19 protein-coding genes, 2 tRNA genes and 1 other RNA gene are annotated in these 24,415 nt (G+C 68.2%); 16 read left to right on the plus strand and 6 right to left on the minus strand.

The features are described 5' to 3' along the window. Positions 1 to 5: 5 nt before the first annotated feature. The 3 genes from Pla133_RS12595 to pcnB form a co-directional block, all read right to left on the minus strand. A complete protein-coding gene (locus Pla133_RS12595; RefSeq protein WP_145065744.1) occupies positions 6 to 2,159 on the minus strand; it encodes a GDSL-type esterase/lipase family protein in 2,154 nt (717 codons plus the stop codon). Positions 2,160 to 2,203: 44 nt separating this feature from the next. Continuing rightward, positions 2,204 to 3,361 carry a hypothetical protein gene (locus Pla133_RS12600; RefSeq protein WP_145065746.1) on the minus strand — a complete coding sequence of 386 codons (1,158 nt, stop codon included), beginning with the start codon at positions 3,359 to 3,361 and terminating at the stop codon, positions 2,204 to 2,206. A 531-nt stretch (positions 3,362 to 3,892) separates the two neighbouring features. After that, entirely contained in the window at positions 3,893 to 5,248 is a 1,356-nt protein-coding gene (gene pcnB / locus Pla133_RS12605) for a polynucleotide adenylyltransferase PcnB (RefSeq protein WP_419192438.1), read from the minus strand. A gap of 521 nt (positions 5,249 to 5,769) precedes the next feature. Here pcnB and Pla133_RS12610 point away from each other — a divergent pair. The 4 genes from Pla133_RS12610 to Pla133_RS26270 all read left to right on the plus strand — a co-directional run bounded on the left by Pla133_RS12610 (position 5,770) and on the right by Pla133_RS26270 (position 11,201). Further along, positions 5,770 to 5,845 (plus strand) — tRNA-Trp (locus tag Pla133_RS12610). Positions 5,846 to 6,132: 287 nt separating this feature from the next. Beyond that, a complete protein-coding gene (gene rsmG, locus Pla133_RS12615; protein WP_145065748.1) occupies positions 6,133 to 7,026 on the plus strand; it encodes a 16S rRNA (guanine(527)-N(7))-methyltransferase RsmG in 894 nt (297 codons plus the stop codon). Positions 7,027 to 7,359: 333 nt separating this feature from the next. Continuing rightward, complete coding sequence (locus Pla133_RS12620; RefSeq protein ID WP_145065751.1) at positions 7,360 to 7,911, plus strand: hypothetical protein; 552 nt, start codon at positions 7,360 to 7,362, stop codon at positions 7,909 to 7,911. Next, positions 7,908 to 11,201, plus strand: a complete 3,294-nt coding sequence (locus Pla133_RS26270) for a hypothetical protein (RefSeq protein ID WP_419195444.1) — start codon at positions 7,908 to 7,910, stop codon at positions 11,199 to 11,201. Before Pla133_RS12620 ends, Pla133_RS26270 begins: the two co-directional genes overlap by 4 nt. A gap of 178 nt (positions 11,202 to 11,379) precedes the next feature. On the opposite strand, the gene Pla133_RS12630 is transcribed toward Pla133_RS26270, so the two are convergent. Both Pla133_RS12630 and Pla133_RS12635 read right to left on the minus strand, forming a co-directional pair. Beyond that, positions 11,380 to 11,468: transfer RNA gene (locus Pla133_RS12630), tRNA-Leu, on the minus strand. A gap of 40 nt (positions 11,469 to 11,508) precedes the next feature. Continuing rightward, on the minus strand, positions 11,509 to 11,964 hold the full coding sequence (locus Pla133_RS12635; protein WP_419192440.1) for a YbaN family protein: 456 nt from the start codon (positions 11,962 to 11,964) through the stop codon (positions 11,509 to 11,511). 70 nt (positions 11,965 to 12,034) lie between these two features. Between Pla133_RS12635 and smpB the strand changes: the two genes are divergently transcribed. From smpB to Pla133_RS12680, 9 genes are all read left to right on the plus strand, one after another. Then, positions 12,035 to 12,505, plus strand: a complete 471-nt coding sequence (gene smpB, locus Pla133_RS12640) for an SsrA-binding protein SmpB (protein WP_145065753.1) — start codon at positions 12,035 to 12,037, stop codon at positions 12,503 to 12,505. Positions 12,506 to 12,655: 150 nt separating this feature from the next. Further along, positions 12,656 to 13,013, plus strand: a transfer-messenger RNA (tmRNA) gene (gene ssrA / locus Pla133_RS12645). Between the two features lie 516 nt (positions 13,014 to 13,529). After that, complete coding sequence (locus Pla133_RS12650) at positions 13,530 to 14,876, plus strand: Na(+)-translocating NADH-quinone reductase subunit A (RefSeq protein WP_145065755.1); 1,347 nt, start codon at positions 13,530 to 13,532, stop codon at positions 14,874 to 14,876. A 1-nt stretch (position 14,877) separates the two neighbouring features. Beyond that, positions 14,878 to 16,065: an NADH:ubiquinone reductase (Na(+)-transporting) subunit B gene (locus Pla133_RS12655; RefSeq protein ID WP_145065757.1), complete on the plus strand. Its 1,188-nt coding sequence runs from the start codon at positions 14,878 to 14,880 to the stop codon at positions 16,063 to 16,065. Next, complete coding sequence (locus Pla133_RS12660; protein WP_145065759.1) at positions 16,052 to 16,813, plus strand: Na(+)-translocating NADH-quinone reductase subunit C; 762 nt, start codon at positions 16,052 to 16,054, stop codon at positions 16,811 to 16,813. The genes Pla133_RS12655 and Pla133_RS12660 overlap by 14 nt, the downstream gene beginning before the upstream one ends. Before the next feature lie 24 nt (positions 16,814 to 16,837). Then, positions 16,838 to 17,464 carry an NADH:ubiquinone reductase (Na(+)-transporting) subunit D gene (locus Pla133_RS12665; RefSeq protein WP_145065761.1) on the plus strand — a complete coding sequence of 209 codons (627 nt, stop codon included), beginning with the start codon at positions 16,838 to 16,840 and terminating at the stop codon, positions 17,462 to 17,464. 1 nt (position 17,465) lies between these two features. After that, positions 17,466 to 18,083 carry an NADH:ubiquinone reductase (Na(+)-transporting) subunit E gene (gene nqrE / locus Pla133_RS12670; RefSeq protein ID WP_145065763.1) on the plus strand — a complete coding sequence of 206 codons (618 nt, stop codon included), beginning with the start codon at positions 17,466 to 17,468 and terminating at the stop codon, positions 18,081 to 18,083. A gap of 46 nt (positions 18,084 to 18,129) precedes the next feature. Beyond that, entirely contained in the window at positions 18,130 to 19,362 is a 1,233-nt protein-coding gene (nqrF, locus tag Pla133_RS12675; RefSeq protein WP_145065765.1) for an NADH:ubiquinone reductase (Na(+)-transporting) subunit F, read from the plus strand. Positions 19,363 to 19,392: 30 nt separating this feature from the next. After that, a complete protein-coding gene (locus Pla133_RS12680) occupies positions 19,393 to 20,505 on the plus strand; it encodes an FAD:protein FMN transferase (RefSeq protein WP_145065767.1) in 1,113 nt (370 codons plus the stop codon). 74 nt (positions 20,506 to 20,579) lie between these two features. On the opposite strand, the gene Pla133_RS12685 is transcribed toward Pla133_RS12680, so the two are convergent. Next, positions 20,580 to 20,771: a hypothetical protein gene (locus Pla133_RS12685; RefSeq protein ID WP_145065769.1), complete on the minus strand. Its 192-nt coding sequence runs from the start codon at positions 20,769 to 20,771 to the stop codon at positions 20,580 to 20,582. 91 nt (positions 20,772 to 20,862) lie between these two features. Between Pla133_RS12685 and Pla133_RS12690 the strand changes: the two genes are divergently transcribed. The 3 genes from Pla133_RS12690 to Pla133_RS12700 all read left to right on the plus strand — a co-directional run bounded on the left by Pla133_RS12690 (position 20,863) and on the right by Pla133_RS12700 (position 24,256). Further along, positions 20,863 to 21,960, plus strand: coding sequence for a hypothetical protein (locus Pla133_RS12690; protein WP_145065771.1), 1,098 nt, complete (start codon positions 20,863 to 20,865; stop codon positions 21,958 to 21,960). Then, positions 21,957 to 23,171: a lysylphosphatidylglycerol synthase transmembrane domain-containing protein gene (locus tag Pla133_RS12695; protein WP_145065773.1), complete on the plus strand. Its 1,215-nt coding sequence runs from the start codon at positions 21,957 to 21,959 to the stop codon at positions 23,169 to 23,171. Before Pla133_RS12690 ends, Pla133_RS12695 begins: the two co-directional genes overlap by 4 nt. A 185-nt stretch (positions 23,172 to 23,356) precedes the next feature. Next, positions 23,357 to 24,256, plus strand: a complete 900-nt coding sequence (locus tag Pla133_RS12700; RefSeq protein WP_145065775.1) for a PfkB family carbohydrate kinase — start codon at positions 23,357 to 23,359, stop codon at positions 24,254 to 24,256. Positions 24,257 to 24,415: the final 159 nt, after the last annotated feature.

The raw sequence follows: 24,415 nt of genomic DNA on the forward strand, positions 1-24,415 counted from the left end.
TCGGCTCAGGGGCCCAGCAAGCGCCGGATGGCGGGCTCGATGGCGTCCATCCAAGCCACTTGCCCCTCGGCGGTGACGTGGATCGCGTCCGCGGCCATGCGTCCGTTGGTGTGACCGTCCTCGTCCAGGAAGAGCGGACGCAGATCGAGGTACTCGACACCGTCGCGTGCGGCGAGGACCCGAGCCCGCCCGTGCACCGCGTCCAAGGCGCTTCGCCGTGGATCGTCGGGGTCGAGACCGACCGGGAAGGGGCCGCAGATCAGAACGGTCGCCTGGGGCTGGTTTCGAGCCAGGGACTCGACCACCGCCTGCAGGCCGCCCGCAACCTCTGGTCCCGTGTGACCGGCGGAGTTGACGTTGTTCACGCCGATCTGGAGCACGATCACCCTCGGCGCGAGCTTGGCCAGGGCGCCGTGTTCGATGCGGTACAGCAGGTGCTCGGTGCGGTCGCCCGACAGTCCCAAGCAGATCGCTCTCTCGAAGCGGTCGATCGCCCGCGGGCCGTTCGGATGGCTCAGTCGGTCGCCCGCTCCTGTCAGACCCTGGGTGATCGAATCGCCCAGGAAGACCAGGTCGCGCTGGGGGTTCGCCTCGGCCAGTGCGGCCATGCGCTCTACTTGGTCCGACCAGGAGCTGTCCGGACCCCAGCCCGCCGCTGACGAGCGGTATTCGACCGATGGCAGGGGCCAGGTGGCCGGGTTGTGTCGGTCGATGCCAACATCGCGCAGCAGCGCCCGTGCCAGCGGCGCCACCGGTTCGAGGCCATGGGGATGGTGCCCCTCGCCCGGCTTGCTCCACAGGGTGGCGTCGCCACCGGCGGATCGATAGCGCTCGAGCAAGGCGAGTCCGTTCTCTTCCGGAGGCACGACCCGGTCCGCCGTGCCGATCAGGACATGCACGGAGATGCCTGCGTCCACGAGGGGCGCAAGTCGTTCCAGGGCGCCATTCCCGGCAGCCATGGCGTCTTCATCGGTCAGCCCCCAGACCTCGAGCAGCTGCAGCCAGTCCGCGTCGGAGCGCTGGCCGTTGCGCCCGCCCGGCCAGGAACGGAAGTCACACACGGCGTTGTCGAGCACGATCGCTCCAACGCGGTGCGGGTGGGCGATGGCGAACTCCAGCACGGGCAATCCGCCGCGCGAGAGGCCGTGGAGGACTGGCTGGGGGCCGAGGCCGAGTTCATCGACCACGATGGAGTAGGCCGCGTCCCAACGCGCCATCGCCGCGGGCGCTCCGAAGAGACCCGCGACGTCGCAATAGAACAGGTGGAAGCCGCGCTCCAGCAAGGCGACGTCGAGCGCTGGCTCGTGGCCGAAGAACCTCGCGCGCCAGATCCAAGGACGGCCGGCGGCAACAAAGCGGGGCAGCACCAGGGTGCAGCCTGCGCCGTCCCCGGGAAGCCCGAACTCGAGACGGTCGAAGCCGTGGTAGTCGGTCTCGCTGCAACCGAGCGGCCCCTCCAAGAGCCGCCCGCGAATCGGCGCGGGCTCGGGATCGCGCTCGATTCGCAGGATCGACGCGAGGTGGTCCGCCAAGGCCGCGGCGCCGAAAGCGTTCGGGTGGACACCGTCGACGACCTGGTCGGGTCCCCAGACAGATCCGAGGTCCACGAACTCGACGTCGGGGCGAGCCTTAGCCAGGGCACGATAGCGCGCGCCGAATGTCTGGATGCGGGGGGCGCGTGCGGTGAGGTCGGCCCGGCGCTCGGGCGAGAGGCCCGGGGCCTGCGCCAGCATGGGGGTCGGCGTACACAGCAGAATGTGGTCGACGGCGAAACGCCCGCGCACCGCATCGAGCAGCCGCTCGACATCGGCGTCGAAGCGCTCGAGGTCCTCCCAGGGTGAGGCCTCGCCTGCGGCGACCGAGTCGTTGGTGCCGAGCACGACCACAGCCGTCTCGAACCCCGTCGACTCGAAATCCTTCCAGGCCGCGGTCTCGAGGAGCGGCCGCGCGGCGACGCTCGACAGGCTCGCTCCACCGGCGGCGATCACGGCCACCTGCGCCCCCGGACCCAGGCGCTGTGCGAGGAGCTCCGGCCAGGCCGCGGTCCCCGGCGGCGAGCCTGCCCCCGCGGTGATCGAGTCCCCGAGGCAGAGCACCGACTGGGCTCCGGCCGGGGCGAGCAGCAGCGACCAGGCGACGAGCAGCGGGATCCAGCGCATGGCCCGACGTTACCCGCCGGCCCTGTCGGGCGCGCGAAGCTGGCTCAGTTGCCCTTGGCCTCGAACGCGCCCATGTCGCGCATGACCGCGATCAGGCGGCCACGCACGTAGACCTCGTCGGCCGCCAGCGCTGCGGCCCGGCCACGGGCGGCTGCCAGGAGGTCCTCGTCCTTGCCCAGGCGACGGATCCAGTCGCGCAGGAAGTCGCCGAAGTCCTTCGGCGCGGGCAGGGCCTCGGCGGCCTTGGTGGGCTCGGAGCCGTTCTCTTCCCAGAAGGCCTGGAAGGCGGTCACGTGGCCGCTCGAGAAGCCGTCGCGCATCACCGGCTCGGCGATCAGGAAGCAGCGCGACAGGGCCTCGCGCAGGCTGCGGTGCTCCTTGGCCGGCACGAACAGCTCGCCGATCAAGCCGTACATCTCGTCGTGCTCGCTGTTGGGCACCGGCGCCACCCAGCGGCGGTCCCACTTGCGCTCGGGCACCAGGCTGTGGACGAGGCCGAGGGTGTCCACGTCCGGCATCTCGATCTCGGCCCCCGAGGCCCAGGCGTCGTAGAGCGAGACCTCGGGGAACACGTTCCCGCTGCGGTCGGTGTAGCGGTTGTCGAAGGCCGCGAGGGTCTTGCGCTGGGCCCCGTCGTCGAGCCAGCGCAGGACCAGGGCCTCGGCCAGGTCCAGGTCGGGCGCAAAGCCTTTCAGCGCATTGGAGACGATGCGGTGGGGGTCCTGTTCGCTCGCGAGCCGCTGGACGTCGCCCGTGCCCCAGTCGTAGACGTAGCCAGGGTCCAGGCGCCGCTTCGGAATGCCGCGCTTGAGGTCGTCACGCATCTTGCGGGCGGCCTTGCTGTCGACCTCCAGCACGCGTCTGGCGATGGGCTGTCCCGGCGCGTGCTCGACGGGATCGAACCAGTGGATCGGCGGCGCCTCGGGCCACAGGCCGGGGTCGCGATCGCTCTGGGACAGGGCGAAGCGGATCACCTGGAGTTGGAACCGTTCGCTGTGCGACAGGTCCATCCGCAGGTAGTCGACCACCCCGCGTTGCTTGCGCTCGTCCATGGACTCGAAGGCCGCCAGGACCTCCGCGTCGGTGAGCTCGTCGCCGATGGCACGGACCGCGCCCGACGTCGGGGGCGCGGTCGTGACGGCCGGGTTGGACGGGACCAGGGCTTGGGCGCAAAGGAGCGCCCCGATGGTGAGCGGCAGCATGGTTGGGCAGATGGTGCCAAGCCAGCGGGCGGGGTCTACAGCCCCTTGGACCCATTGCGTTCGAGGATCGAACAACGGGGCAGGACTGGCGGGGTCGATGACCGCAGAGCGATCGTCTCGATGGGTCGGATCCCCGGCCCTTGCAATAGCCCCGGCGCGCCGAAAGTCACCGTCCGGCCGGCCCTGGGCGCCCGTGGGGTCGCTGGCCGCCCCGCTCTCGGCCCGTTCACCCCATCAGAGCCGGGGGGGGGGCGACCGCCTCGATCCCTCCCCGCTAGTGGGGGACCGGACGTGCTCGCGACTGGAAACCAGGCGGGCACCGGTACCGACCCAGAGGGATCGAGGCGGGTGTCCGGAGGAAATCGCACCCGCGCGGGCGAGGCTCCCTCGGACGCCTGAAAACTATCCCGGGCTCCGACGGCGCGCCAGGGCCCCGGGGCCGGATCCCTGGGCCCGGGCGCGGATCTGGGCGGGCTCCCCGGCCCAGGGCCTCAGGAAGCGGGTTGCCCCACGCTCGGGACCAATAAGTCTTCAGTCGTCGGCCGAGGCCCGCGGCCGACGGCGCCGCCGACGGCGCTTGGAGCGGATCTGGTCGACCTCGACGTCGTCGACCTCCAGGGCCGCCCGGTAGCGCTGCTGCCAGCTCTCCAGCAGGTCCCAGCCCTCGTCCCGGGCCTCGGTGCGCAGGTGGAAGAGCTCGAGGGTCGCCTCGAAGTCCGGCGAGCGCATGAACAAGAGGGGACGGAAGCGCTTGCTGGAGGGCTGGGAGAAGCGCCGCTGGTTGGCCAGCATCCGCCGGGCCTGGCCCAGGTCCCGGCGCGAGAGGCGCGAGGGGGCACCGATCGGCTCCAGCAGCTCGCCCAGGGCGGTCTGGATCTGGCCGTCGGTGACGGCCTTCTGGGTCTCGAGGCGTGCCAGGACCCGCTCGGCCAGGGGCGCGAAGAGCACCGCCAGGGCCAGGGAGATGCTGGGCTCCTTGCCGCGCCGGGTGCGCTGGTCCAGGTCCGTCAACAGGCGCCAGAGGTAGTCCGGGTCGTCGGCGCCGCTGCGCGCCCACTCGAGCCAGTCCGCGATCTCCGGGCACAACACGCCGAGGGCGCCGCACTCGTCGAGGAGCTTGAAGGCCGGAGCCGAGTGGGCGGAGCGCAACAGCTTCAGGATCTCCTCCACGACCCGCGGCGGGGCCGAGCGCTCGAGCTCCTGGGACAGGTCGCACATGGCGTTCCAGGTGCGCGGCTCGATGTCGAAGGACAGGCGCGTGGCGAACTTGATCCCGCGCAGGATCCGCACCGGGTCCTCGGCCAGGCGCACGTAAGGATCGCCGATGGTGCGCAGCTGCCTGCGTTCCAGGTCCTCGAGCCCGCCGACGAAGTCGATCAGCTTGTTCTCGAGGGGGTCGAGGAACAGGGCGTTGATCGTGAAGTCCCGGCGCGCGGCGTCCTCGGCGGCGGTCCCGAACTCGTTGTCGTCGACGATCAACAGGTCGCCGTCGTCCCCGTCGCTCTGGGGCGGGGCCGCGCGGAAGGTCGAGGTCTCGACGATGTGGTCGCCGTAGACCACGTGCACCAACTTGAAGCGCCGTCCGATGATGCGGCCGTTGCGGAAGATGCGCTTGATCTGACGCGGATGGGCCTCGGTGGCGACGTCGAAGTCCTTCGGCTCGAGGCCAACGAGAAGGTCGCGCACGCAGCCGCCGACCAGGTAGGCCTCGAAGCCGCGCCGGTACAGGCGCGACACGACGCGCAGGGCGTCCTGATCGATCTTGTGCCGTGGGATGCGATCGGCGGGGGAGACCTCGGCGCCGCTCAGGTCGCGATCGGCGCGGGGCACCTGGTCCTCGTCGAACTTGCCCGCGGAGCGCAGGCCCCGCTCGCCACGCCCGACCACCGGCCGGGGGGCCCGGCGGCTGCGCTCGCCCCGGGGGGCATCGCCGGAGGGCGCATCGTCCGCCCGCGGCGCACGTAGGTTCGCGGCCCCATCCGGGGAGGTCCTGTCCGGCGCGGCACCGTCCGAGGACGCGCCATCCTCGCCGCGCGGCTCGCGAGATCGCGAACGCTTGCGCCGTCGACGCTTGCGCGCCGGACCTTGGTTCGGATCCCGATCGGACCCGGGGTTCGCCCGGTCCGCTTGCTCTGAGGCCTCTGTTCGGTCGCTCAACTCGTATTGTCTGCTCGGGGCTCGGGGGGGCAGCGCGGGGATCCGCGTGCCGCGCGCCCGGCCGGCGCGTGCGAGTGGACCCACCAGCGGGTCTTCGTCGACTGTGGTTCTGGAAGGCCGAGAGGCTACACCATCCCCGAGCCTCGAACCATCGCGCTGGATCCCACGGAAGTCCGCCTCCGAACCCAGGATGGGCCCCCTGCGGCCTTGATGGCCCGCCTGCACGGGAGTAGTTTGGTCGCCCCTCGGATAGGGCAGTAGCTCCAACGGTAGAGCGGTTGATTCCAAATCAATAGGTTGGGGGTTCGAATCCCTCCTGCCCTGCCACCCCGTCCGGGTGATGTTCGCTCGGCGGGCACAAGCCGTCCATCGGTCAGTTCGATGCGCGTGCGAGGCAGAGCGATGAGCGCCCCCCCCAGCGGATTCGGACGGCAATTCCAGTTCAGTTGGAATGGACTCAGTTGGAATGGACCGGGTCTGGGGCCAATGGTCGCACTGCCACTGTTGGTAGGACGGCTTTGGACTAGCGGCCTCTATGGCCCGCGCGATGGCCGGCTGATACCCTCTTCGCCCTCCAGAGAGCGCCTTCCGTGCTCGACCTGGAGGTCCCTGCCATGCTCAGCAACGACTCGGATCAGCCCGGCGACGACGATCTCCTGGACCTCGACTCCGGCACCTCGATGGAGGATGTCTCGGGAGACGATGACCTGGACGACGAGTCCGGGGAATCCTCCGACGACGAGGAACAGCCCCTCGACCCCGAGGCCAAGGCGGCGGCGGCCGCCGCTGCGAAGGCGGCCCAGGAGGCGGCCGAGGACGAGCCGGATCCGGCCCTGGCCAAGCTGCCCCTGCCGTCGATCGACGAGCTGAAAGCCGCGCTGGACTGGGCCTTCCAGGCCGAGGAGGTGCTGCCCGGCGTGCTCGACCGCTACGCGGAGCACGCGCGGCTGGTGCTAGAGGGCAACCAGCGCCTCAACCTGACGGCGATCGTCGACGCCAAGGAGGTCGCGGTGAAGCACTACCTCGACTCCTGGCGGGCGACGCGGCTCTTGCCCCTGATGGGGCGGACGGTGGTCGACCTCGGTTCGGGCGCGGGCTTCCCCGGGATGCCGACGGCGATCTGTGAAGAGAACTGTCGCGTGACGTTGGTCGAGACCAGGCGCAAGAAGGCCGACTTCATGGCCGCGACGATCGAGACCATGGGGATCAAGAACGTCAAGGCCGAGTGGGCCCGCGGCGAGGACTACCTGGTCAAGGGTCGCTGTGACGTGGTGTTCATGCGCGCCCTGAGCTCGGTGCGTGAGAACGTGCGCCTGCTCCGCAAGGTCCGCCACTCCTTCCACGACCTGGTCATGTTCAAGGGGCCGTCGTGGTCGCGGGAGGTCCGCGCCGCCGAGCGTGAGGCGGAACGCCTGGGCTTCGCGCTCGACACGGTCTGGGAGCACGAGCTGCCCGGTGAGATGGGCTCACGAGCCCTGCTCGTCTACCGCGCGCCGGGGGCGCGCTGATCCGGGGGCGCCGCGCGCATGCCGTTCTGGGCCTGGATCCTGCTCGGTCTCGCGGCCGTACTGCTCGTGATCATCGTGGTCACGATCAAGTGCTATCCGCAGGACAACAGCTTCTGAGTCGGTCGAGCCTGGGCGATACCTCGGCCTCCTAGGTTCAGGCTCGCCAAATCGGCGATCGGCCGCTAGGCTCCCGGCAGTGCAGCTCAGCTTGCCCTGTCGCTGCTCGCCCGCTCGCTTGCTGTCCGGTCCTCGGAGGAGAACTTGGATCGTATCTCTGGCCCTCTTTTCGTTCGTCGCTCGACGTCCGTCGTCGCTCGGCTCGCCCTCATCGCGTTGGGACTGCTGGCGACGGGAGCCGCTTCCTGCGCCTCCTTCGGCGCCCACCGCCTCGACCAGCTCTACTACCTGGGCGTCTTCGACCCCAGCGAGCAAGTTCCGCCGGCCGTGTATCGCGTGCGGGTGACGGGTTGGTCCGCGCCCGTCTCGACGACCAACTACGCGGCCGGATGGGTGCCCGCGGCCTTCGTCGATTCCTTGGGCACGACGCTCTCCTTCCATCCCGAAACCCGGGAGCTGGAATTCCAGGACAAGAACGGCACTCGCGGCGACGTGTCCTTGAAGACCGGGCGCCGGATGATGCTCTTCGGCCCGGAGGGCTTCCGCGAGGCTCCCGCCGATCACCGACTGGCCGTGGTGATGTCCTCGGACCCGTCGGACTTCTTCAGCGCCATCGACGACGCCCTCGGTCAGCTCTCGGCCGCAAAGTCCCTGGAGGCGACCTCGAGCCCCGAAGTCACCCGCAAGGTGACCTCAGCGGTGTCTAAGGCGCTCCGCGAACGGTCGGCGATCGAGAGCTTCGAGACGGAACTGGAGGCCGGCCAATGAGCCTCCCGAACCGCTCAGCCTGGACCTCCCGAGCACTAGCGCTCGGCGGCTGCCTGCTGCTCGCGGCCTGCGCCCGGCTCGCGATCGAGGTCGACGTCTACAAGGGCCCCCTGGCCAATGAGCACGACGTCCAGGTCCAACAATTGAGCGTGATGGCCGTCGCCGCCAAGCCGCTCTTGGTGAAGGTCCGCGACAGCCTCGAGGTCTACGCGCGCGGCGAACCGGGAGTGCGATCGTTCAACCAGGCCGACCTACAGAAGCTGGACTGGTACCGCGACTTTTGGACCCGCGATCCGAACGAGCTGCTGACCCTTGACGAGCAGGACCCGATCGGCGCGCCGGACTACAAGTATTTTCGCAGCCCCGAGGCCCGGCGCGTTCAGAGCATCTTGGGCCTATTCAGGGACCTCTCCCGCGACTCGGGGGGCGACCTGTGGGGTGAACTGATCTCCGAAGCTCTCGACGCCTACATGAGCTTCGAGCCGCTACGGGCGTTTCTGAACGGGGAAGTCGAACCGTCGGCGGAGCTGGAGGCACTGCAGACCGCACTCGACGGGCATTCGGTCGAGCCGGGCCAAGAGACGGCGGTGAACCTGCGCAGCGTCCTCAAGAGCTTCCTGACGGCTGATGGGTCTCGCCGCGACGGCCAGGGGCTCCTGAAGGCGGCGATCGAACACGATCCGTCCATTCGCAGCTTGGCCGGGATCCCCGAGACGACCGATCTTGAAGAAGTCGGTGCAAACTACACATTCGAGGCTCTCTCGAGCGAAGTCGTCGCAGAGGCGATCGCGTGCGCGGTCTTCGTCAAACCGGCCAAGGTTCTCGATCGACCCGTGATCGAAGTCTGCGTGGAGGAGATCCAGGTCGTCGCAGAAGCCTTCGGAGCTTCGCGGGCACGCCTCGAGACGGTTTTCGAGCGCTCTCTCGAGTACCTGGGCGCGGCCGACATGGACGAGTCCCCGCTTGCATCCCAACGCCGTGGCCTAGCGGCCGAGGCCGTAGGAAAGCTGCTTCACACTTGGATGCTCCGAGCGGCCCTGACCAGCGTCGACCCCGCCCAAGCACAGGCACGTAAGGTCGTCACGGATGAGCTCGGCGAGCAGCTCGATGCGGTCTCCGAGGCGTTCGCGGCTCGGGATAGGGATGAGATCAAGCGAACCACGAGCAGATTCGCGTCGAACTTGGCCGAGCGCCTGGTCGCCCCCATGAGCGGTCCCGTGCTCGCGAGCGCACTGCTTCGACTCCATCGCGAGTTCATCCTGCGTTTCGATCTCGACGACTCCCAAGAGGACGACGTTCGTCGATTCGGACCCTATTCGAGCCGAACAGGCAGCGCCGGGCCGATAGCCCGCTCACGCCGTGCGTACGGATTGGTCGTCGGGCCGAAGATTGCCGTCGAGTCGGAGGCTGCTCACTCGGAGGACTCCAAGGCGGCGAGCGTCGAGGTCGAGAAAGAGGTCGAGAAAGAGGTCGAGAAAGAGGTCGAGAAAGAGGTCGAGAAAGAGGTCGAGAAAGAGGTCGAGAAAGAGGTCGAGAAAGAGGTCGAGAAAGAGGTCGAGAAAGAGGTCGAGAAAGAGGATGACGTCCACCTCGAAGTCGGCGAGGCCCGAGCTCTGGGTCGTCAATTCGACCAAGCCAATCGCCAAAGCCTCGGCGGTGGTGGGGCGGGGTTGAGCCAAGGGCGGCTCGTGGATGGGCTCGACACCCTGATCAACAACTATCTCGACGACAAATACGCCGACGAACCCTTGGGGAATGCGGAGGCTAGCCGGCGGGCACTGACCGATGCCTTGATCCGGTTCGCGGAGAAGCTCCGAGTGCTCGGCAGCTTCGACTCGATCGCCGGGGGTCAGGACCTGACGACGTACACGGATCTGCTCGGGGCGATTTCCAACTCGATCCTGAGTGTCGCCAACGCGCTGGAGAGCGCCGAGACCTTCGAGCGGGGCATCGCGGATGCCGGGCCGTCTGCCCGCGCGGCGGCGGGCGCGCTGCTCTCGGATACCTCTGCGGGCCCCGATGAACCCGCCAAGGACGTTCTCGACCGTGTCATCGACAAGTTGCGGTACGAGCTGATCGCCGAGCTGAAGGAACACGGCGAGTCCGAAGCCGCGACGCAGCTGCGAGCCGCCATGGCCTTCGCCTACGAGCAGCGCAGTGGGATGATCCACATCCGGCCCGCCACCGCCTACCTGCGGACCAGCTACCTGGTCGACGATCGCAATCGCGGTCGAGCCGCTGATTCCGGCGGCGACGGCCCCGACCTGGAGTGGATCGATCGCCAGTTCTGGCAGAGGATCAACACCGTGACCCTCAGGGGCTCCGGCAAGACGGAGTACGTGGTGGTCAAGGACGACGTGGGCAACTGGTACGTCAAGGGTTTCTCCGCCTCCAACGAGGACCTGATCAAGACCACCAAGGGTCTGGCTCTCTTCGCCGCCTCGGGCGGGGTCAGCCCAGTCGCCATGGCGCGGGCCGCGGCCCTGCTGGAAGGTGCGGACGGTGCTCTCGAGCAGGAGGAGCAGGGCTACGGCCAAGCGGTCCTGACCCTCTTCGAGGCACAGCAGGACTGGAACCGCGATCGCCTGCTGGCGGTGGCCCAACAGCTCGCCACGGACCTCGGTCGAGTGCGGGCCGAGCTTCCGCAGTCCCTTTCGGATGCTCTCGATCCGGCCGGTTCGCGGCGCACGGAGAAGCGAGCCCTGATCGAAGGGACGTTGCTTCGGTGTGCCGGCGACTTGGATCGAGTGTCGGCCATCCCCGATGCTCCGCCGACAGGGGATGGGTTCAAGAGTCAGTTGGAGGAGGCCAAGAGCATCGCGGAGCACTTGGTGGCCAGCCTCCAAGAGCCGGCGCTCGATGGACTGCGACAGGATCTGGTGGAGTACATCCAGGCGAAAGAGAAGGTCGCGGTGGCGCAGAAGACTCTGCAGGCCGAGCGCGACGAGCTCTCTGCACTCGAGGCGCAGACCAACCCGCCTGCGGACCAGGCCGATCTGGACACGGCCAAGGACGAGGTGGCGGCGGCCGAGGTCGAGGTGGACCTCCTCCGAACCAGACTCGCCAACGCGGCCTCCGCGGGTCCGTTCGATGACAGCTGGGGCGCGATCCTGGCGGAGATCAAGGTCAGTACTCCTCTCGACTGGACGGCCGCAGAAACCGAGGGCTTCGCAACGACGATCGGGGCCGTCTTCGGACCCGCGTTGGAGTCGGCTCGCTCGACGCGGTCACGGGACCTGAGCGAGCATCTGTCCCGACTCGATGCCCTGCTCCTGGATCGCGTGGAATAGCCACGCGGGGGAGTGGGGTCGGTAGGTGGAGAACCCCACGGCACGCGGGGAGCGACCGATCGGGCCGCTTCCGCCCCACTGAATTTCGGGGAGGCCCCCTGTGGAGTTCGGGAAGAACACCGGGCCTCGACTCCCCGCCAAGGCTCACCTGGCCGCGCAAATCGGCGGCACAGGGAGATGGTGCCCGAGGGGGGACTCGAACCCCCACCCGCGATAAAGCGGACTAGGACCTGAACCTAGCGCGTCTACCAATTCCGCCACCCGGGCACGAGTGGAGCGAAGAAGCTAAGGACCGCCCGGGCGGCGGTCAACGGCCAGACGGGAGATCTTCGGGCTGTCCGCTTGGATCGCGCGACACCGCCGGCGGGCCGGAGGGGCGGGTCCAGATGAAAGTCAGTACGGCGGCGACGGTGAGTCCGACGAAGGGGAGCAGGTTCAAGGGCACGCGGCCACCCGCGATCGGCCAGGCGATGAAGCCCAAGAGCACCGCGGTGCTGACCCACTTGGCCCGCAGCCGGATCGCCCCGTAGGCGCCCCAGTCGGCCAGCAACTGCCCGAGCACCGGGCTGGCCAGGAGCCAGTTGTGCAGCCGCGGCGAGCTGTTGGAGAAGCACCAGGCCGCCAGCAGCAGGAAGGGCGTCGTCGGCAAGAGGGGCACGACCACCCCGACCGCACCGATGGCGGCGAAGGTCAGGCCCAGGGCGGCCATGAGGGGGCGGGTGAGGCGGCGCAGGTCGAATCCGATCGTTCTGGCGTGGAACATGGGCTAGCTCGATGGGGGAGGGAAGTCCGAGGACCACATCCCCATGCGCGGCCGGATATCCTCGACTGCCATGGCCGACTCGCCACGCCTCCGCCGCCCCATCGCAACCAACCGACGGGCCAAGCACGACTACCTGTTCCTCGAGGAGTTCGAGGCCGGGATCGCCCTGCTCGGAACCGAGGTCAAGAGTCTGAGGGCTGGGCGGGCTTCGATCCAGGAGGCCTACGCCCTGGTCAAGCACGACGGGGTGACCCTGATCGGGGCCAACATCCCCGAGTACCCCCAGGCCGGGCCGAAGATGAACCACGAGCCGACCCGGGCCCGGCGCCTCTTGCTACACCGCAAGGAGATCGAGCGGCTGTTCAAGAAGGTCCGGGAGAAGGGCGTGACCCTGGTGCCGCTGGAGCTGCTGTTCGACGGGCACCTGGTGAAGTGCCGGCTGGCCCTGGCGCGGGGCAAGAAGCTCCACGACAAGCGCTCGTCGGAGCGCGAGAAGGAAGCCAAGCGCGACATGGCCCGGGCCATGGGTCGCAGGCGCTGACGGGCGAGCTGCCAGGGCGCTGGAACGCAGCGTCGAAGGAGCACGGTGTCGAAGGAGCACAGTGTCGAAGGAGCACAGTGGGCAGCAGACCCGTCCCGTCCTATGATCTCGCGGGTCCCCGGTGGCTGATTGCGGCGCCGAGGACCAGGTGGGGGCGTACCGGTTTCGACTGGTTCTGAATCCGCTGCGAGCTGCGTGTCGGGGATCCCGAGTCACCCCGCTAATCATCCCGGGAAAGGCATCTTTACGTGCCGACAACTACGCAATCGCTGCCTAATCAATAGACAGCCGTCTCCAGGGGGTACGCCCGCGGCCCTTTGGAGACGCAATCAGCGGGCTGGTCGCCGAACTGCGCCTCGGGGTGGAGCGACGAGACTTACCGAGGCTGGGCTGGGCGTAGCAAGTTCGCGAGCGCCGACCGGCCGAGAAACAAAGCGCGAACTACACACGTAGACGCTCCGGTCGGGACGGTTCCAGGACGCGGGTTCAATTCCCGCCGCCTCCACCACCCTCCCCGGCGGCACCGTCGGTGCTGCCGGGGGCGACCTCACCACCCATGACCGCGAGTGAAGTCTGGCTCGACTCACTCGCCGCGCCTCGACCCACGACCCTCGACGGCGTCGCAAGCGAGTTCGAGTGGCGCTCGCCCTCGGAGCCGGCGCGACACGCGGACCGGCATTTCGTGCCGGACCAGACGGAGTGCCCGAAGCTGTGGAGGGGACCCCGCTGGGCTGTCCCGCGCGGGCGAACGCGGCCCGCGCCGAGCACGAAGTTCGCCGCACGCCCTCGGGCCGGTCTCGGGATCGGGCTGGATTTGGGCACGAAAAGCCCCCCTCGTCGCTGAAACGGGAGGGGGGTGCTGCCTATCATCACGCGCCTTAACGCGGTTCGCCCGACTCCCGGGCCGCCCGCCGCTGTCGGCGGGGGTCCTGCGGAGATCCGAACGACGTTCCAGCTGTGCCACCCCCCTGCGGCACCCACCCGTCCGACGGGTCTCGCCGAGGTCACGCGACGCCCCCAGTCCATGCCCCCGATCACGATCAAACGCGGTCTCGACGTCCCCATCGACGGTCGCGCCGCCACGAGCACCATCAGCGACCGACTCGACGTCGGGCAGGTGGCCCTGCTCCCGCAGCAAGCGCGCGGGATCAAGACCAAGCTGCTCGTCGAGGAGGGCCAAACGGTCCAGGTCGGCCAGCCCCTGTTCCATGACCGGCGCGACGAGGCGGTGCTCTTCACCGCACCCAGCGCTGGCAAGGTCCGGGCGATTCACCGCGGAGCCCGTCGACTGCCGCTGTCGGTGGTGATCGACGTGGAGGGCAGCGGGCAGATCGATCTCGATGCGCCCAAGCCCGGCAGCGCCAGCCCCGAGCAACTCAAGGCGGCCCTGCAGACCTCGGGCCTGTGGGCGAACCTGCGGCGGCGCCCCTACGACACCATCGCGCGCACGGACGACAGTCCGGTCGGGATCGTGGTCACGGCGATGGACACGCGTCCCCTGGCGCCGCGCCCCCTGGACGCGCTCGCCGGGCGCGAGGATGCGTTCCGCGCCGGCCTCGCCGTCCTGGTTGCGCTGCAGTCCGGAGCGGTGTTCCTGTGCGTCGCTCCCGGGGAGAACTGGGGCGCGCTGACCGCGGAGGGCGTGCGGACCGAGACCTTCGCGGGTCCCCACCCGGCCGGCAACGCGGGGACCCACATCCACCACCTCTGCCCGGTGGGCGGGGGACGGGTCGCTTGGCACATCGGCTACCAGGCGGTGGCCGACATCGGGCAGTTCTTCACCAGCGGCAAGTTGAGCACCACCCGGGTGGTCGCGATCACCGGTCCCATGGCCCGCGAGCCGCGCCTGATCCGCACGCGGCAAGGAGCCGCGCTGGCGGCACTGTCCGCGGGCGAGGGCGCCCAGGACGAGGTGCGTGTGGTCGACGGATCGGCCCTCGACGGTCGACACCTGGAGCTGGCCGGCCCCCAGGGCTACCTGGGGCGCTATGGCAACCAGTTGACCCTGCTGGACGACGCGGTGCGCCGCCAGCTCTTGGGCTGGATGATGCCGGTCGCCGGTCGCTACAGCCTGACGAACCTGCTGCTCGACAAGTTCTTCCGCAAGCGCTTCCGGATGGACACCGATTCCAACGGCAGCCTGCGTGCGATCGTGCCGATCGGGGTCTACGAGCGGGTGATGCCCCTCGACATCCTGGCCACGCAACTGATCAAGGCCCTCGCCAGCCACGACATGGAGGGAGCCGAGAAGCTCGGCGCACTCGAGCTGGCCGAGGAAGACCTGGCCCTGTGCGAATACGTTGACCCCTGCAAGCTCCCCGTCACGGAGATGCTGCGCGACATGCTGACCCGCATCGAGAAGGAGGGCTGACGTGCAGTTCCTCCGCGAGCAACTCGACAAGGTCGAGCCTCACTTCCACAAGGGCGGCAAGCTCGAGAAGCTCTACCCCTTCTTCGAGGCCGCCGACACCTTCCTCTACACGCCCGGATCGCGGACCCAGTCGGGCCCGCACGTCCGCGACGCCGCTGATCTCAAGCGGACCATGATCATGGTCGTGCTGGCGCTGATCCCGGCGACCGTGTTCGGGATCTTCAACGCCGGCTACTGGGAGATGCACGCGGCCAACCCCGCGGTGCAGCTGGCGTCGCTGACCGTCCCGCAGATCGTCGAGGCGATGCTGCGCGGCGCCTGGGCCTTCCTGCCCATGTACGCCGTGACGATCGCCGTGGGTGGCCTGCTCGAGGCGCTCTTCTCGGTGATCCGCAAGCACGAGATCAACGAGGGCTTCCTGGTCACCAGCCTGCTGTTCCCGCTGACCCTGCCCCCGGACACGCCCCTGTGGCAGGTCGGGCTGGGCATCGCCTTCGGTGTGGTGATCGGCAAGGAGGTCTTCGGCGGCACGGGGATGAACATCCTCAACCCGGCGCTGACGGCGCGAATCTTCCTCTACTTCGCCTACCCGGCGCAGATGTCCGGGGACCTCGTCTGGGTGGCCAACAACGCCAACTGGGTCGATGGCTTCTCCGGAGCGACGCCCCTGGGGACGATGTTCGTCCACGGCGCCGACACCTCGCAGTACCTCTACACGTGGTGGGACGCCTTCTGGGGCTTCATCCCGGGTTCGGTGGGGGAGACGAGCTTCGTCGCCTGCCTGATCGGAGCGGTGATCCTGATCGCGACCGGCGTGGGGAGCTGGAGGATCATGCTGAGCTGCACCATTGGCATGGTTCTTACGGTGCTGCTGCTGAACGCCTTCGCGCCGCGCCCGACCCACTACATGGCCGTATCGCCCCAGTGGCACTTGGTCGTGGGCAGCTTCGCCTTCGGCACCGTCTTCATGGCCACCGACCCGGTCTCGGCCGCCCAGACCAACCTGGGACGCTGGATCTACGGCTTCGGTATCGGCGCCCTGATGATCATGGTGCGGGTCCTCAACCCCGCCTACCCAGCCGGAATCATGCTCGCGATCATCTTCATGAACGTGTTCGCGCCGCTGATCGACTACTACGTCACGAAGGCCAACATCCGACGCCGGGAGGTGCGCCTTGGACTTCAGTAACAAGTACATCGTCGTCTTCGCGACGATCCTCTGCCTGGTCTGCTCCCTGGCGGTCTCCGTGCTCGCGGTCGAGCTGAAGCCCCTCCAGGAGGTCAACAAGATCCTTGACCAGCGCCTCAACGTGCTGGCCGTGGCTGGCGTGATCGAAGGTGGCGCCAAGCTGCCCAAGGAGGAGGTCGAGAAGCTGTTCGAGTCGATCGAGGAGCTGGTCGTCGACCGTCGCACCGGCGAGGTGCTGCTCACGGGCGCGGAGGCCGCGGCCGTCGACCCGATCAGGGAGGCCAAGGACCCGGCCCTGAGCGAGCCCACGCCCCCCGAGCACCAGCGCACCCAGCTCGCCCGACTGCCCAACCGACTGAAGGTCTACAAGGTCGGGATCGAGGGCCACGAGTGCTGGGTGATCACGATCTGGGGCAACGGCCTTTGGTCCACCCTCTACGGCTACATGGCCATCTCGACCGACCTGTCCGAGGTCGTCGGCATCACCTATTACGAGCACGGCGAGACGCCGGGTCTGGGGGGCGAGGTCGACAACCCACGCTGGAAGAGCCAGTGGGTCGGCAAGCAGGTCTATGACGAGAACGGCGATCCCCTGGTGACCGTCGTCAAGGCCGGCATGTCCACCCACCCCTACGAGGTGGACGGGATGTCGGGCGCGACGATCACCTCAAACGGCGTCAAGTGGATGGTCGACCTCTGGCTCGGCCCGGATGGATACGGGACCTTTCTGCACGGGGTGCAGCAGTAGGCGCACCGCGCCTACCCGCCAACCATGAAGACCGAGACCAAGAAGATCCTCATCGATCCGCTGCACACGCAGAACCCGATCACCCTGCAGGTGCTCGGAATCTGCTCTGCGCTGGCGGTGACCACCAAGCTCGAGACCGCTCTGGTCATGAGCCTGGCCCTGACCTTCGTGCTGACCTGCTCGAACACGGCGATCTCGCTGCTGCGCAACAAGATCCCGAGCAGCATCCGCATCATCACGCAGCTGGCGGTGATCGCCTCGCTGGTGATCGTGGCCGACCAGTTCATGAAGGCCTTCCTCTTCGACGTCAGCAAGCAGCTGTCTGTGTTCGTCGGCCTGATCATCACGAACTGCATCGTGATGGGACGGGCCGAAGCCTTCGCCATGGGGCATCCGCCCGGCAAGGCGGCCCTGGACGGCCTGGCCAACGGCCTCGGCTACAGCTTGATCCTGATCTACGTCGGGTTCTTCCGGGAGCTGTTCGGCTCCGGGAAGCTCCTGGGACACAACGTCCTGGCCAGCGTCAACGAAGGCGGCTGGTACTACCCCAACGGCCTGTTGGTGCTCTCGCCCGGAGCCTTCTTCCTGATCGGGCTGTTCATCTGGATCCAACGCAGCGTCGAACCGTCGATCCAGGAAGAGGGCAACTGAGATGGAACTGATCAACCTCACCCTCAAGGCCATCTTCGTCGAGAACATGGCCCTGGCCTTCTTCCTGGGGATGTGCTCGTTCCTGGCCGTCTCCAAGAAGGTCGAGACGGCCATGGGCCTGGGGATCGCCGTGGTCTTCGTGCTGACCCTGGTCACCCCGCTCAACAACCTGATCTACAACTACCTCCTGCGGGAGGGCGCCTTGTCCTGGATCATGGGGGCGGAAGCGGCGGCCAAGTTCGACCTGTCGTTCCTCGGCTTCGTGGCCTACATCGCCGTCATCGCTTCGGTCGTGCAGATCGTGGAGATGTCGATCGACAAGTTCTCGCCGAGCCTCTACGCAGCCCTGGGCGTGTTCCTGCCGCTGATCGCGGTGAACTGCGCGATCCTCGGTGCGAGCCTGTTCATGGTTCAGCGCGAGTACGGCTTCCTCGAGTCGATCGTCTACGGCTTCGGATCGGGCGTCGGCTTCTGGCTGGCGATCATCGCCCTGGCCGCGATCCGCGAGAAGCTCAAGTACTCGAACGTGCCCCCCGGACTGCGCGGGCTGGGCATCACCTTCATCACCGCGGGGCTCATGGCCATGGGCTTCATGATCTTCGGCGGTATCCAGCTCTGATCGGCGGCGGATCCAAACCCCACGCCCCGCTACCGAATCCCAAGCAATGACCACGATCCTCCTCGGTGTCGGAGCCTTCACGCTGGTCGTGATCGGCCTCGTGTTCGTGCTCCTCGCGGCCAAGAGCCAGCTCGTCAACACGGGCAAGGTCAAGATCGTCGTGAACAACGACGAGGAGCACGCCCTCGAGGTCCCCGCCGGCGGCAACCTGCTCACGACGCTGGCCGCGAACAAGCTCTTCGTCCCCTCCGCCTGCGGCGGTGGTGGCACCTGCGCCCAGTGCATCGTCAAGGTGCGCGAGGGTGGCGGTGGCCTGCTGCCCACGGAAGAAGGCCACATCAACCGGGCCATGGCCCGCGAGGGCTGTCGCCTGTCCTGCCAGGTCAAGGTCAAGGACAACATGCGGATCGAGGTGCCCGCCTCGGTCTTCTCCGCGAAGAAGTGGAACTGCACGGTCGAGTCGAACGACAACGTCGCGACCTTCATCAAGGAGTTCGTCGTTCGCCTCCCGGAAGGCGAGAGGATCGACTTCAAGAACGGTGAGTACGTCCAGATCGAGGTCCCGCCCTACAAGTGCGACTACAAGGACTTCGTGATCCAGGACGAGTACCACGAGGACTGGGACGGCTACAACATCTGGCGCTACAAGGCCTGGAACGACGAGCCGATCGAGCGCGCCTACTCCATGGCCAACTACCCGGCCGAGGGCGATGACCTGATCATGCTCAACATCCGGATCGCCAGCCCGCCGCCCAACGCCCCCGAGGGCACCAACGGTGGCAAGGCCTCGTCCTACATCTTCAGCCGCAAGCCGGGCGACAAGGTGGTGATGAGCGGTCCCTTCGGTGACTTCCACCTGAAGGACACCAAGCGCGAGTGCTGCTTCATCGGCGGTGGCGCCGGCATGGCGCCGCTGCGCAGTCACATCATGCACATGTTCAAGACGCTCGGGACGGACCGCAAGGTCTCGTACTGGTACGGCGCCCGGAGCCTGCGCGAGATGTTCTATGTGGAGGACTTCGACGAGCTGGCCGAGAAGTTCGACAACTTCTCCTGGAACGTCGCCCTGTCGGAGCCGAAGCCCGAGGACAACTGGACCGGGCACGTGGGCTTCATCCACCAGGTCGTGCTCGCCAACCACCTCAGCAAGCATCCGGCCCCCGAGGACATCGAGTACTACCTCTGCGGACCGCCGATGATGAATTCGGCCGTGCTGAAGATGCTCGATGACCTCGGTGTCGACCCGGAGATGATCGACCTCGACGACTTCGGCGGCTGATCCGCGCTTACATCGAAGGTCGACCTGACGATGACTCGCTCGACGGGGAGAGCCTCGACCAACGGGGCTCTCCCCGTTGGCGTTCGCTGCAGTCTGCTGTTGGTGATGGCCCTGGGCGCCTGTTCACCGACCGACCCCCAGAAGACCGACGCCGTGCACAGGGTCTCCGGCCTGTCGATGGGGACGAGCTGGAATCTCGTCGCCGTCGACGCGCCCGGCGGGGTCGGTGGTGCAGGGGTGAGCCAGGACGGGCTCGCCGCGGCCGTACAGCAGGAGCTGGACCAGGTCGATCGAGCCATGAGCACCTGGAAGGTCGAGAGCGAGCTGAGTCGCTTCAATCGGTCGAGTGCCGGGGAGACGACCGACCTGTCCGCCGAGACGGCCAGCGTCGTCGAGCTGGCCCTCGACGTGTGGGATCGCAGTGGGGGAGCTTTCGACCCGACAGTCGGACCACTGGTGGACGTCTGGGGCTTTGGCGCCGGATCCCGCAACACGATGGCCCCTTCCGACGAGGAGCGAGAACGACTCCTGTCCCTCGTCGGCATGGACGGCCTCGAGCTCCTGCCTGCCGCGAACGATCGGCACGAGCTACGCAAGCTGCGCGAAGGGCTCCAGCTGGACCTGTCCGGCATCGCCAAGGGGTTCGCGGTGGACGAAGCCGCCGCTGCGCTGGAGGCCCTCGACCTGGCCGGCTACTTCCTCGAAGTCGGCGGCGAGGTGCGGTTCGGCGGGCAGAGCCCTCGCGGCGACCGATGGCGCGTCGGCATCGAGCGCCCGATGGTCGACGGGCGTGAAGTGGCCCTGGCGGTGTCGCCCGACTCTGGCGCGGTGGCCACCAGCGGTGACTACCGTCGATTCCGTGACGTCGACGGTGCACGAGTCAGCCACACGATCGATCCGCGTACCGGCCGTCCGGTGCTCGACGCGCCGGCCTCGGTCACCGTGGTGGGGCCGAGCTGTGCGCGAGCTGACGCTCTGGCAACCGCCTTGATGGTCCTGGGGGCCGACGCCGGCCTGCGGCTGATCGAGGAGACCCAGGGCTACGAAGCCCTGTTCCTACTGCACGACGGCGGGGCCTTCACCGAACGCCAGAGCAGCGGCTTCGCCGGAATGCGAGTCGAGCTGCCCGCGGCGACTCACTGAGCTGCTCGAGCCCGGCGCCGACCTCGCCCCCGGCCCCCACAGGTTTCCGCCGGGCGTCCGAGTTCTGCCGCCGGTCAGACGGCCTTCGGCGCGGTCGGACAGACCTCGCGCTTCTCGCGCTCGCACAGGCAGTCCCCCAGCGGACGGCCGTCGGGCCCTCGACCGCCACAGGATCCGCTCAGCTTCTTGCCGCTGAACATGACCCCGACCGCCATGGCGAGGACGCACGTGCCGAAGAGGACGAAGGCTGCGATGAAGGTGGTCATGGTTCGGATCCGGACTGGGGCGCCAGAGAATAGGACGTTCTGGAGCCCTTCGGAAGGTGTCGAGGTGGCCTGCGGCGTAGACTTTCCGCCCATGTCTCGCGACCGGACTGATCCCCCCCTCGGTCGGCCAGGGCGCCGCCTGCTCGCGTCCCTGGCCCTGATCGGTGCGACCCTCCTGACGGCCTGCAACGGCCCGGGCAAGGCGCTCCACAACCTGCGCGAGCTGCATGCGACCGATGGGGAGATTCGACCCCAGGCGCGCCTGGTGAGCGGCTTCCAGTACCGCTGGAAGACCCTCTTCGGGAGCGAGTTCGAGTCGGCACCGGACGGCGATCCGAAGGTCAGGGTCGCGCGCCCGCAGAAACGGGCCCTGAACGAGCTGCTGACCCTGGCCGACTACGAAGGCCGCAATCGCCGGCTGGCGACCGCCCGGATCGAGGTCTGCGCGCTGCTGGCCACGGCTAGTCGTTCGCAGCTCGTGCGTGAGCGGGCCATCCGAGTGCTCGGAGACGTCGCGCGCGACCTCGACCTCCCGTCGATCGTGCAGCTCCCGACGGGCGCCGCCGAAGGATCGACCACCGACGACCGGTCCCTGGTCCAGTCGGTGGCGGCGCGCCTGGCGGCGGCCGATGACACCGCTGCCATGGAGGCTGCCCTGGAGGCCGCCGCCGGCTTGGAGCTCGATCTGGAGGGGGCCCGCGCGCTCCTGCGCCAGGTGGGCGAGCTGCGAGGCCCGGCGGTCCGGGGCGCCGAGGAGCCCCTGGATGCCCTGACCCTTGCCCTGGAACGCCGCTGCGTGGCCCTTGCCTTGGGTCTCGCCGTCCGCGATCCACGGGAGTGGGTCCGCGCGGCGGCCGTCGAGGAGGCGTTGACCTTCGACCCGAGCCTGACCCACGAGATCCTCTCGGCCGCGATCGAGTCCCAGGCCCTGCGACTGATCGAGGTCTGCATGCGGCACCTGGCGAGCGTCGGACCCTCCGAGGACCACCCCCAGGAGGCCTGGTTCGAGCTCGCGGTGCGCGCGCTCGACCAGGGCGTGAACTTCCAGGACGGGCCCGTGATCGTCGCCTCTTGCGCCGCCCTGACGCGCCTGGCCCCGGTTCAGCTCGAAACCCTGCGAGCCGAAGAGTGGCTGATGTGGTTCGAGGACTATCGCGCGGGAGTGCCGGCCCCCGGAGTCGATCGATGAGCCAACCCGCCACCGGCGCCAAGCGTTGGCTGCGTTGGGCCCAGCCGATCGTCGGGGCTCTGATCCTGGCTTTCGTGGCCTCACGTCTGCCCTGGAGCGACCAACTCGTGCTGACCGCCGCGGACAAGACGGAGCACGTCCTCGCTGGCGAACTCGAGGGGGACTGGAAGGCCGGCGATGGTGACGGCGTGGTGGCGACCTTTCGCCCCACGGAGCGTCCCGGCTCGCTGGGCACGCCCTGGTCCCCCCAGGCTGCCTACGAGCTCACCTGGACCGGCGAGCGTTGGGAGGCCCAGGGCCAACCCGTCGAGCTCCGGCCGAGCATGCCGCGGGTCTTCGCCGACCTGAATCCCTACGGCCTGCTGGTCGCGATGGGCTGCTTCTTCGTCGCGCTGATCTGTGGCGTCACGCGCTGGTGGCGCCTCTTGAACCTCGCCGGCTGCGTCGTGCGCTGGTGGGACACCTTCCGCCTGACCTTCCTGGGCCTGTTCTTCAACATGGTCGTCCCCGGACTGACCGGGGGCGATCTGATCAAGGCCGTCCTGGTCGTGCGCGAGAACCCCAAGAAGCGCGCCGATGCGTTGGTCTCGGTGTTCGTCGATCGGATCCTCGGCCTCGGTACCTTGGCCGCCCTGGCCGCCGTGGTGATCTTCGTCATCGGCGGCCCCTTCGCGCCGCTCAAGACACCGATCAGCGTGGTCCTCGCGATCATGGTGCTCGGAGCGCTGACCTACGTGAACCCGACCCTTCGTCGCTTGGTGCGCTTCGACGCGTTGATGGCCAAGCTGCCGCTGGGGGAGAAGTTCAAACAGCTCGACGACGCGGTCGTGTTCTACACCGGTCACCCGCTCGAGCTGCTGTTCGCGATCGCACTCTCCCTGGGTAACCATTTCGGCGCGATCAGTGGGGTGATGGCCCTCTCGATCGCGTTCGGCATGCCCCTGGCCGCAATCGGGTTCTGGGACTACGTGGCCATCGTGCCCGTGGCGAACATCGTCAGTTCCCTGCCGATCGCACCCGGCGGATGGGGGCTGGGGGAGGCCGTGTACGGCTACCTCTACAAGCTGATGGGCCAGAGCATCGCCATCGGCGTGGCGGTCAGCGTCACCTTCCGGCTGTGTCAGATCCTGCTGGGCCTGATCGGGGGGCTGTACCTCCTGCGACCGGGCGCCAGCGACGAGGTGCACCAGGCCGAGGCCGAGCTGCTCTGAAGGATCTGAGCTGATCTGACGGACCCGAGCTGCTCTGACGGACACCGGGGCAACCACGCCTTGGCGCGCTCCGGCGAGACGGTTCTAATGCCCCTCCCCAACCCGGCCATGGACGGGATCGGCCGGCCTCGCGCCGGGCGCCCGGACGAGTCGAATCCCCCTCCACCCGCTGCCCTCCCCAAGTCATGTCCCTGCTAGTCATCGGCACTCTGGCCTTCGACGACGTCGAGACTCCCTACGCCAAGCGCGATGACGCGCTGGGCGGCTCGGCCACCTTCTTCGCCGTCTCTTCTAGCTTCTTCGGGCCGGTGCGGCTGGTCGGGGTCGTGGGGCAGGACTTCCCCGATGCGATCCTGGCCAGGCTGCGCGACCGCTCGATCTGCACCGAGGGCGTGGAGATCGCCGAGGGCAAGACCTTCCGCTGGGGCGGCCGCTACGAGGCGGATTGGAACACCCGCCATACGTTGAAGACCGAGCTCAACGTCTTCGAACACTTCGATCCCAAGGTTCCCAGCGACTACTGCGGGTCGGACTTCGTGTTCCTGGCCAACGCTGCACCCGCGGTGCAGATGAAGGCCCTGGCCCAGTGCACCAAGCCGCGCCTCGTCATGGCCGACACCATGAACCTGTGGATCGACATCGCCCGCGACGAGCTGGTCGAGCTCTTGGGCAAGGTCGACGGACTGGTTCTCAACGATGAGGAGGCGCGCATGCTCTCGGGCGAGCGACACCTGATCTCGGCCGCGCGCAAGGTGCTCGAGATGGGGCCCAAGTTCGTGGTCCTCAAGAAGGGCGAGCACGGCGCGTTCCTGATCAGTGAGGACGCCCACTACGCGATCCCCGCTTACCCCGTCGACGAAGTCGTCGATCCCACGGGCGCCGGTGACAGCTTCGCCGGGGGCTTCATGGGGTACCTGGCCGCGGCCCAGGACACGAGTGCGGCGACCCTCAAGCGGGCCATGCTCTACGGCACGGTCACGGCGTCGTTCTGTGTCGAGGGCTTCAGCATCGATCGGCTCGAGGCCTGCGACCGGGGCGCCATCGAGCGGCGCTTCAACGAGTTCCACTCGATCGTCTCGCTCTGAGCGGCGGGGACCACCTGCGCTCCAGCCTCGGGTCTCGACCATCACCAGGTCGTCGGCCCAGGGCCGGACCCGGGCCGGGACTTGGAAGCGGGGCCCTGGAGGGCCGGCGGCGGGGCGGAAGAACTCGCCAATCGGGGTGCAACCGGCGGCGGCCCCGAC

It is taken from the genome of Engelhardtia mirabilis (assembly GCF_007748095.1).
Taxonomy (GTDB): domain Bacteria; phylum Planctomycetota; class UBA1135; order UBA1135.

Excerpts from the sequence above, each read along its gene's own strand:
- nqrF (WP_145065765.1), top strand. The coding sequence starts at position 18,130 with ATGACCACGATCCTCCTCGGTGTCGGAGCCTTCACGCTGGTCGTGATC.
- Pla133_RS12650 (WP_145065755.1), top strand. The coding sequence starts at position 13,530 with ATGCCCCCGATCACGATCAAACGCGGTCTCGACGTCCCCATCGACGGT.
- Pla133_RS12635 (WP_419192440.1), bottom strand. The coding sequence starts at position 11,964 with ATGTTCCACGCCAGAACGATCGGATTCGACCTGCGCCGCCTCACCCGC.
- Pla133_RS12690 (WP_145065771.1), top strand. The coding sequence starts at position 20,863 with ATGTCTCGCGACCGGACTGATCCCCCCCTCGGTCGGCCAGGGCGCCGC.
- Pla133_RS26270 (WP_419195444.1), top strand. The coding sequence starts at position 7,908 with ATGAGCCTCCCGAACCGCTCAGCCTGGACCTCCCGAGCACTAGCGCTC.
- Pla133_RS12685 (WP_145065769.1), bottom strand. The coding sequence starts at position 20,771 with ATGACCACCTTCATCGCAGCCTTCGTCCTCTTCGGCACGTGCGTCCTC.
- rsmG (WP_145065748.1), top strand. The coding sequence starts at position 6,133 with ATGCTCAGCAACGACTCGGATCAGCCCGGCGACGACGATCTCCTGGAC.
- nqrE (WP_145065763.1), top strand. The coding sequence starts at position 17,466 with ATGGAACTGATCAACCTCACCCTCAAGGCCATCTTCGTCGAGAACATG.
- Pla133_RS12665 (WP_145065761.1), top strand. The coding sequence starts at position 16,838 with ATGAAGACCGAGACCAAGAAGATCCTCATCGATCCGCTGCACACGCAG.
- Pla133_RS12700 (WP_145065775.1), top strand. The coding sequence starts at position 23,357 with ATGTCCCTGCTAGTCATCGGCACTCTGGCCTTCGACGACGTCGAGACT.
- Pla133_RS12695 (WP_145065773.1), top strand. The coding sequence starts at position 21,957 with ATGAGCCAACCCGCCACCGGCGCCAAGCGTTGGCTGCGTTGGGCCCAG.
- Pla133_RS12680 (WP_145065767.1), top strand. The coding sequence starts at position 19,393 with ATGACTCGCTCGACGGGGAGAGCCTCGACCAACGGGGCTCTCCCCGTT.
- Pla133_RS12600 (WP_145065746.1), bottom strand. The coding sequence starts at position 3,361 with ATGCTGCCGCTCACCATCGGGGCGCTCCTTTGCGCCCAAGCCCTGGTC.
- smpB (WP_145065753.1), top strand. The coding sequence starts at position 12,035 with ATGGCCGACTCGCCACGCCTCCGCCGCCCCATCGCAACCAACCGACGG.
- Pla133_RS12595 (WP_145065744.1), bottom strand. The coding sequence starts at position 2,159 with ATGCGCTGGATCCCGCTGCTCGTCGCCTGGTCGCTGCTGCTCGCCCCG.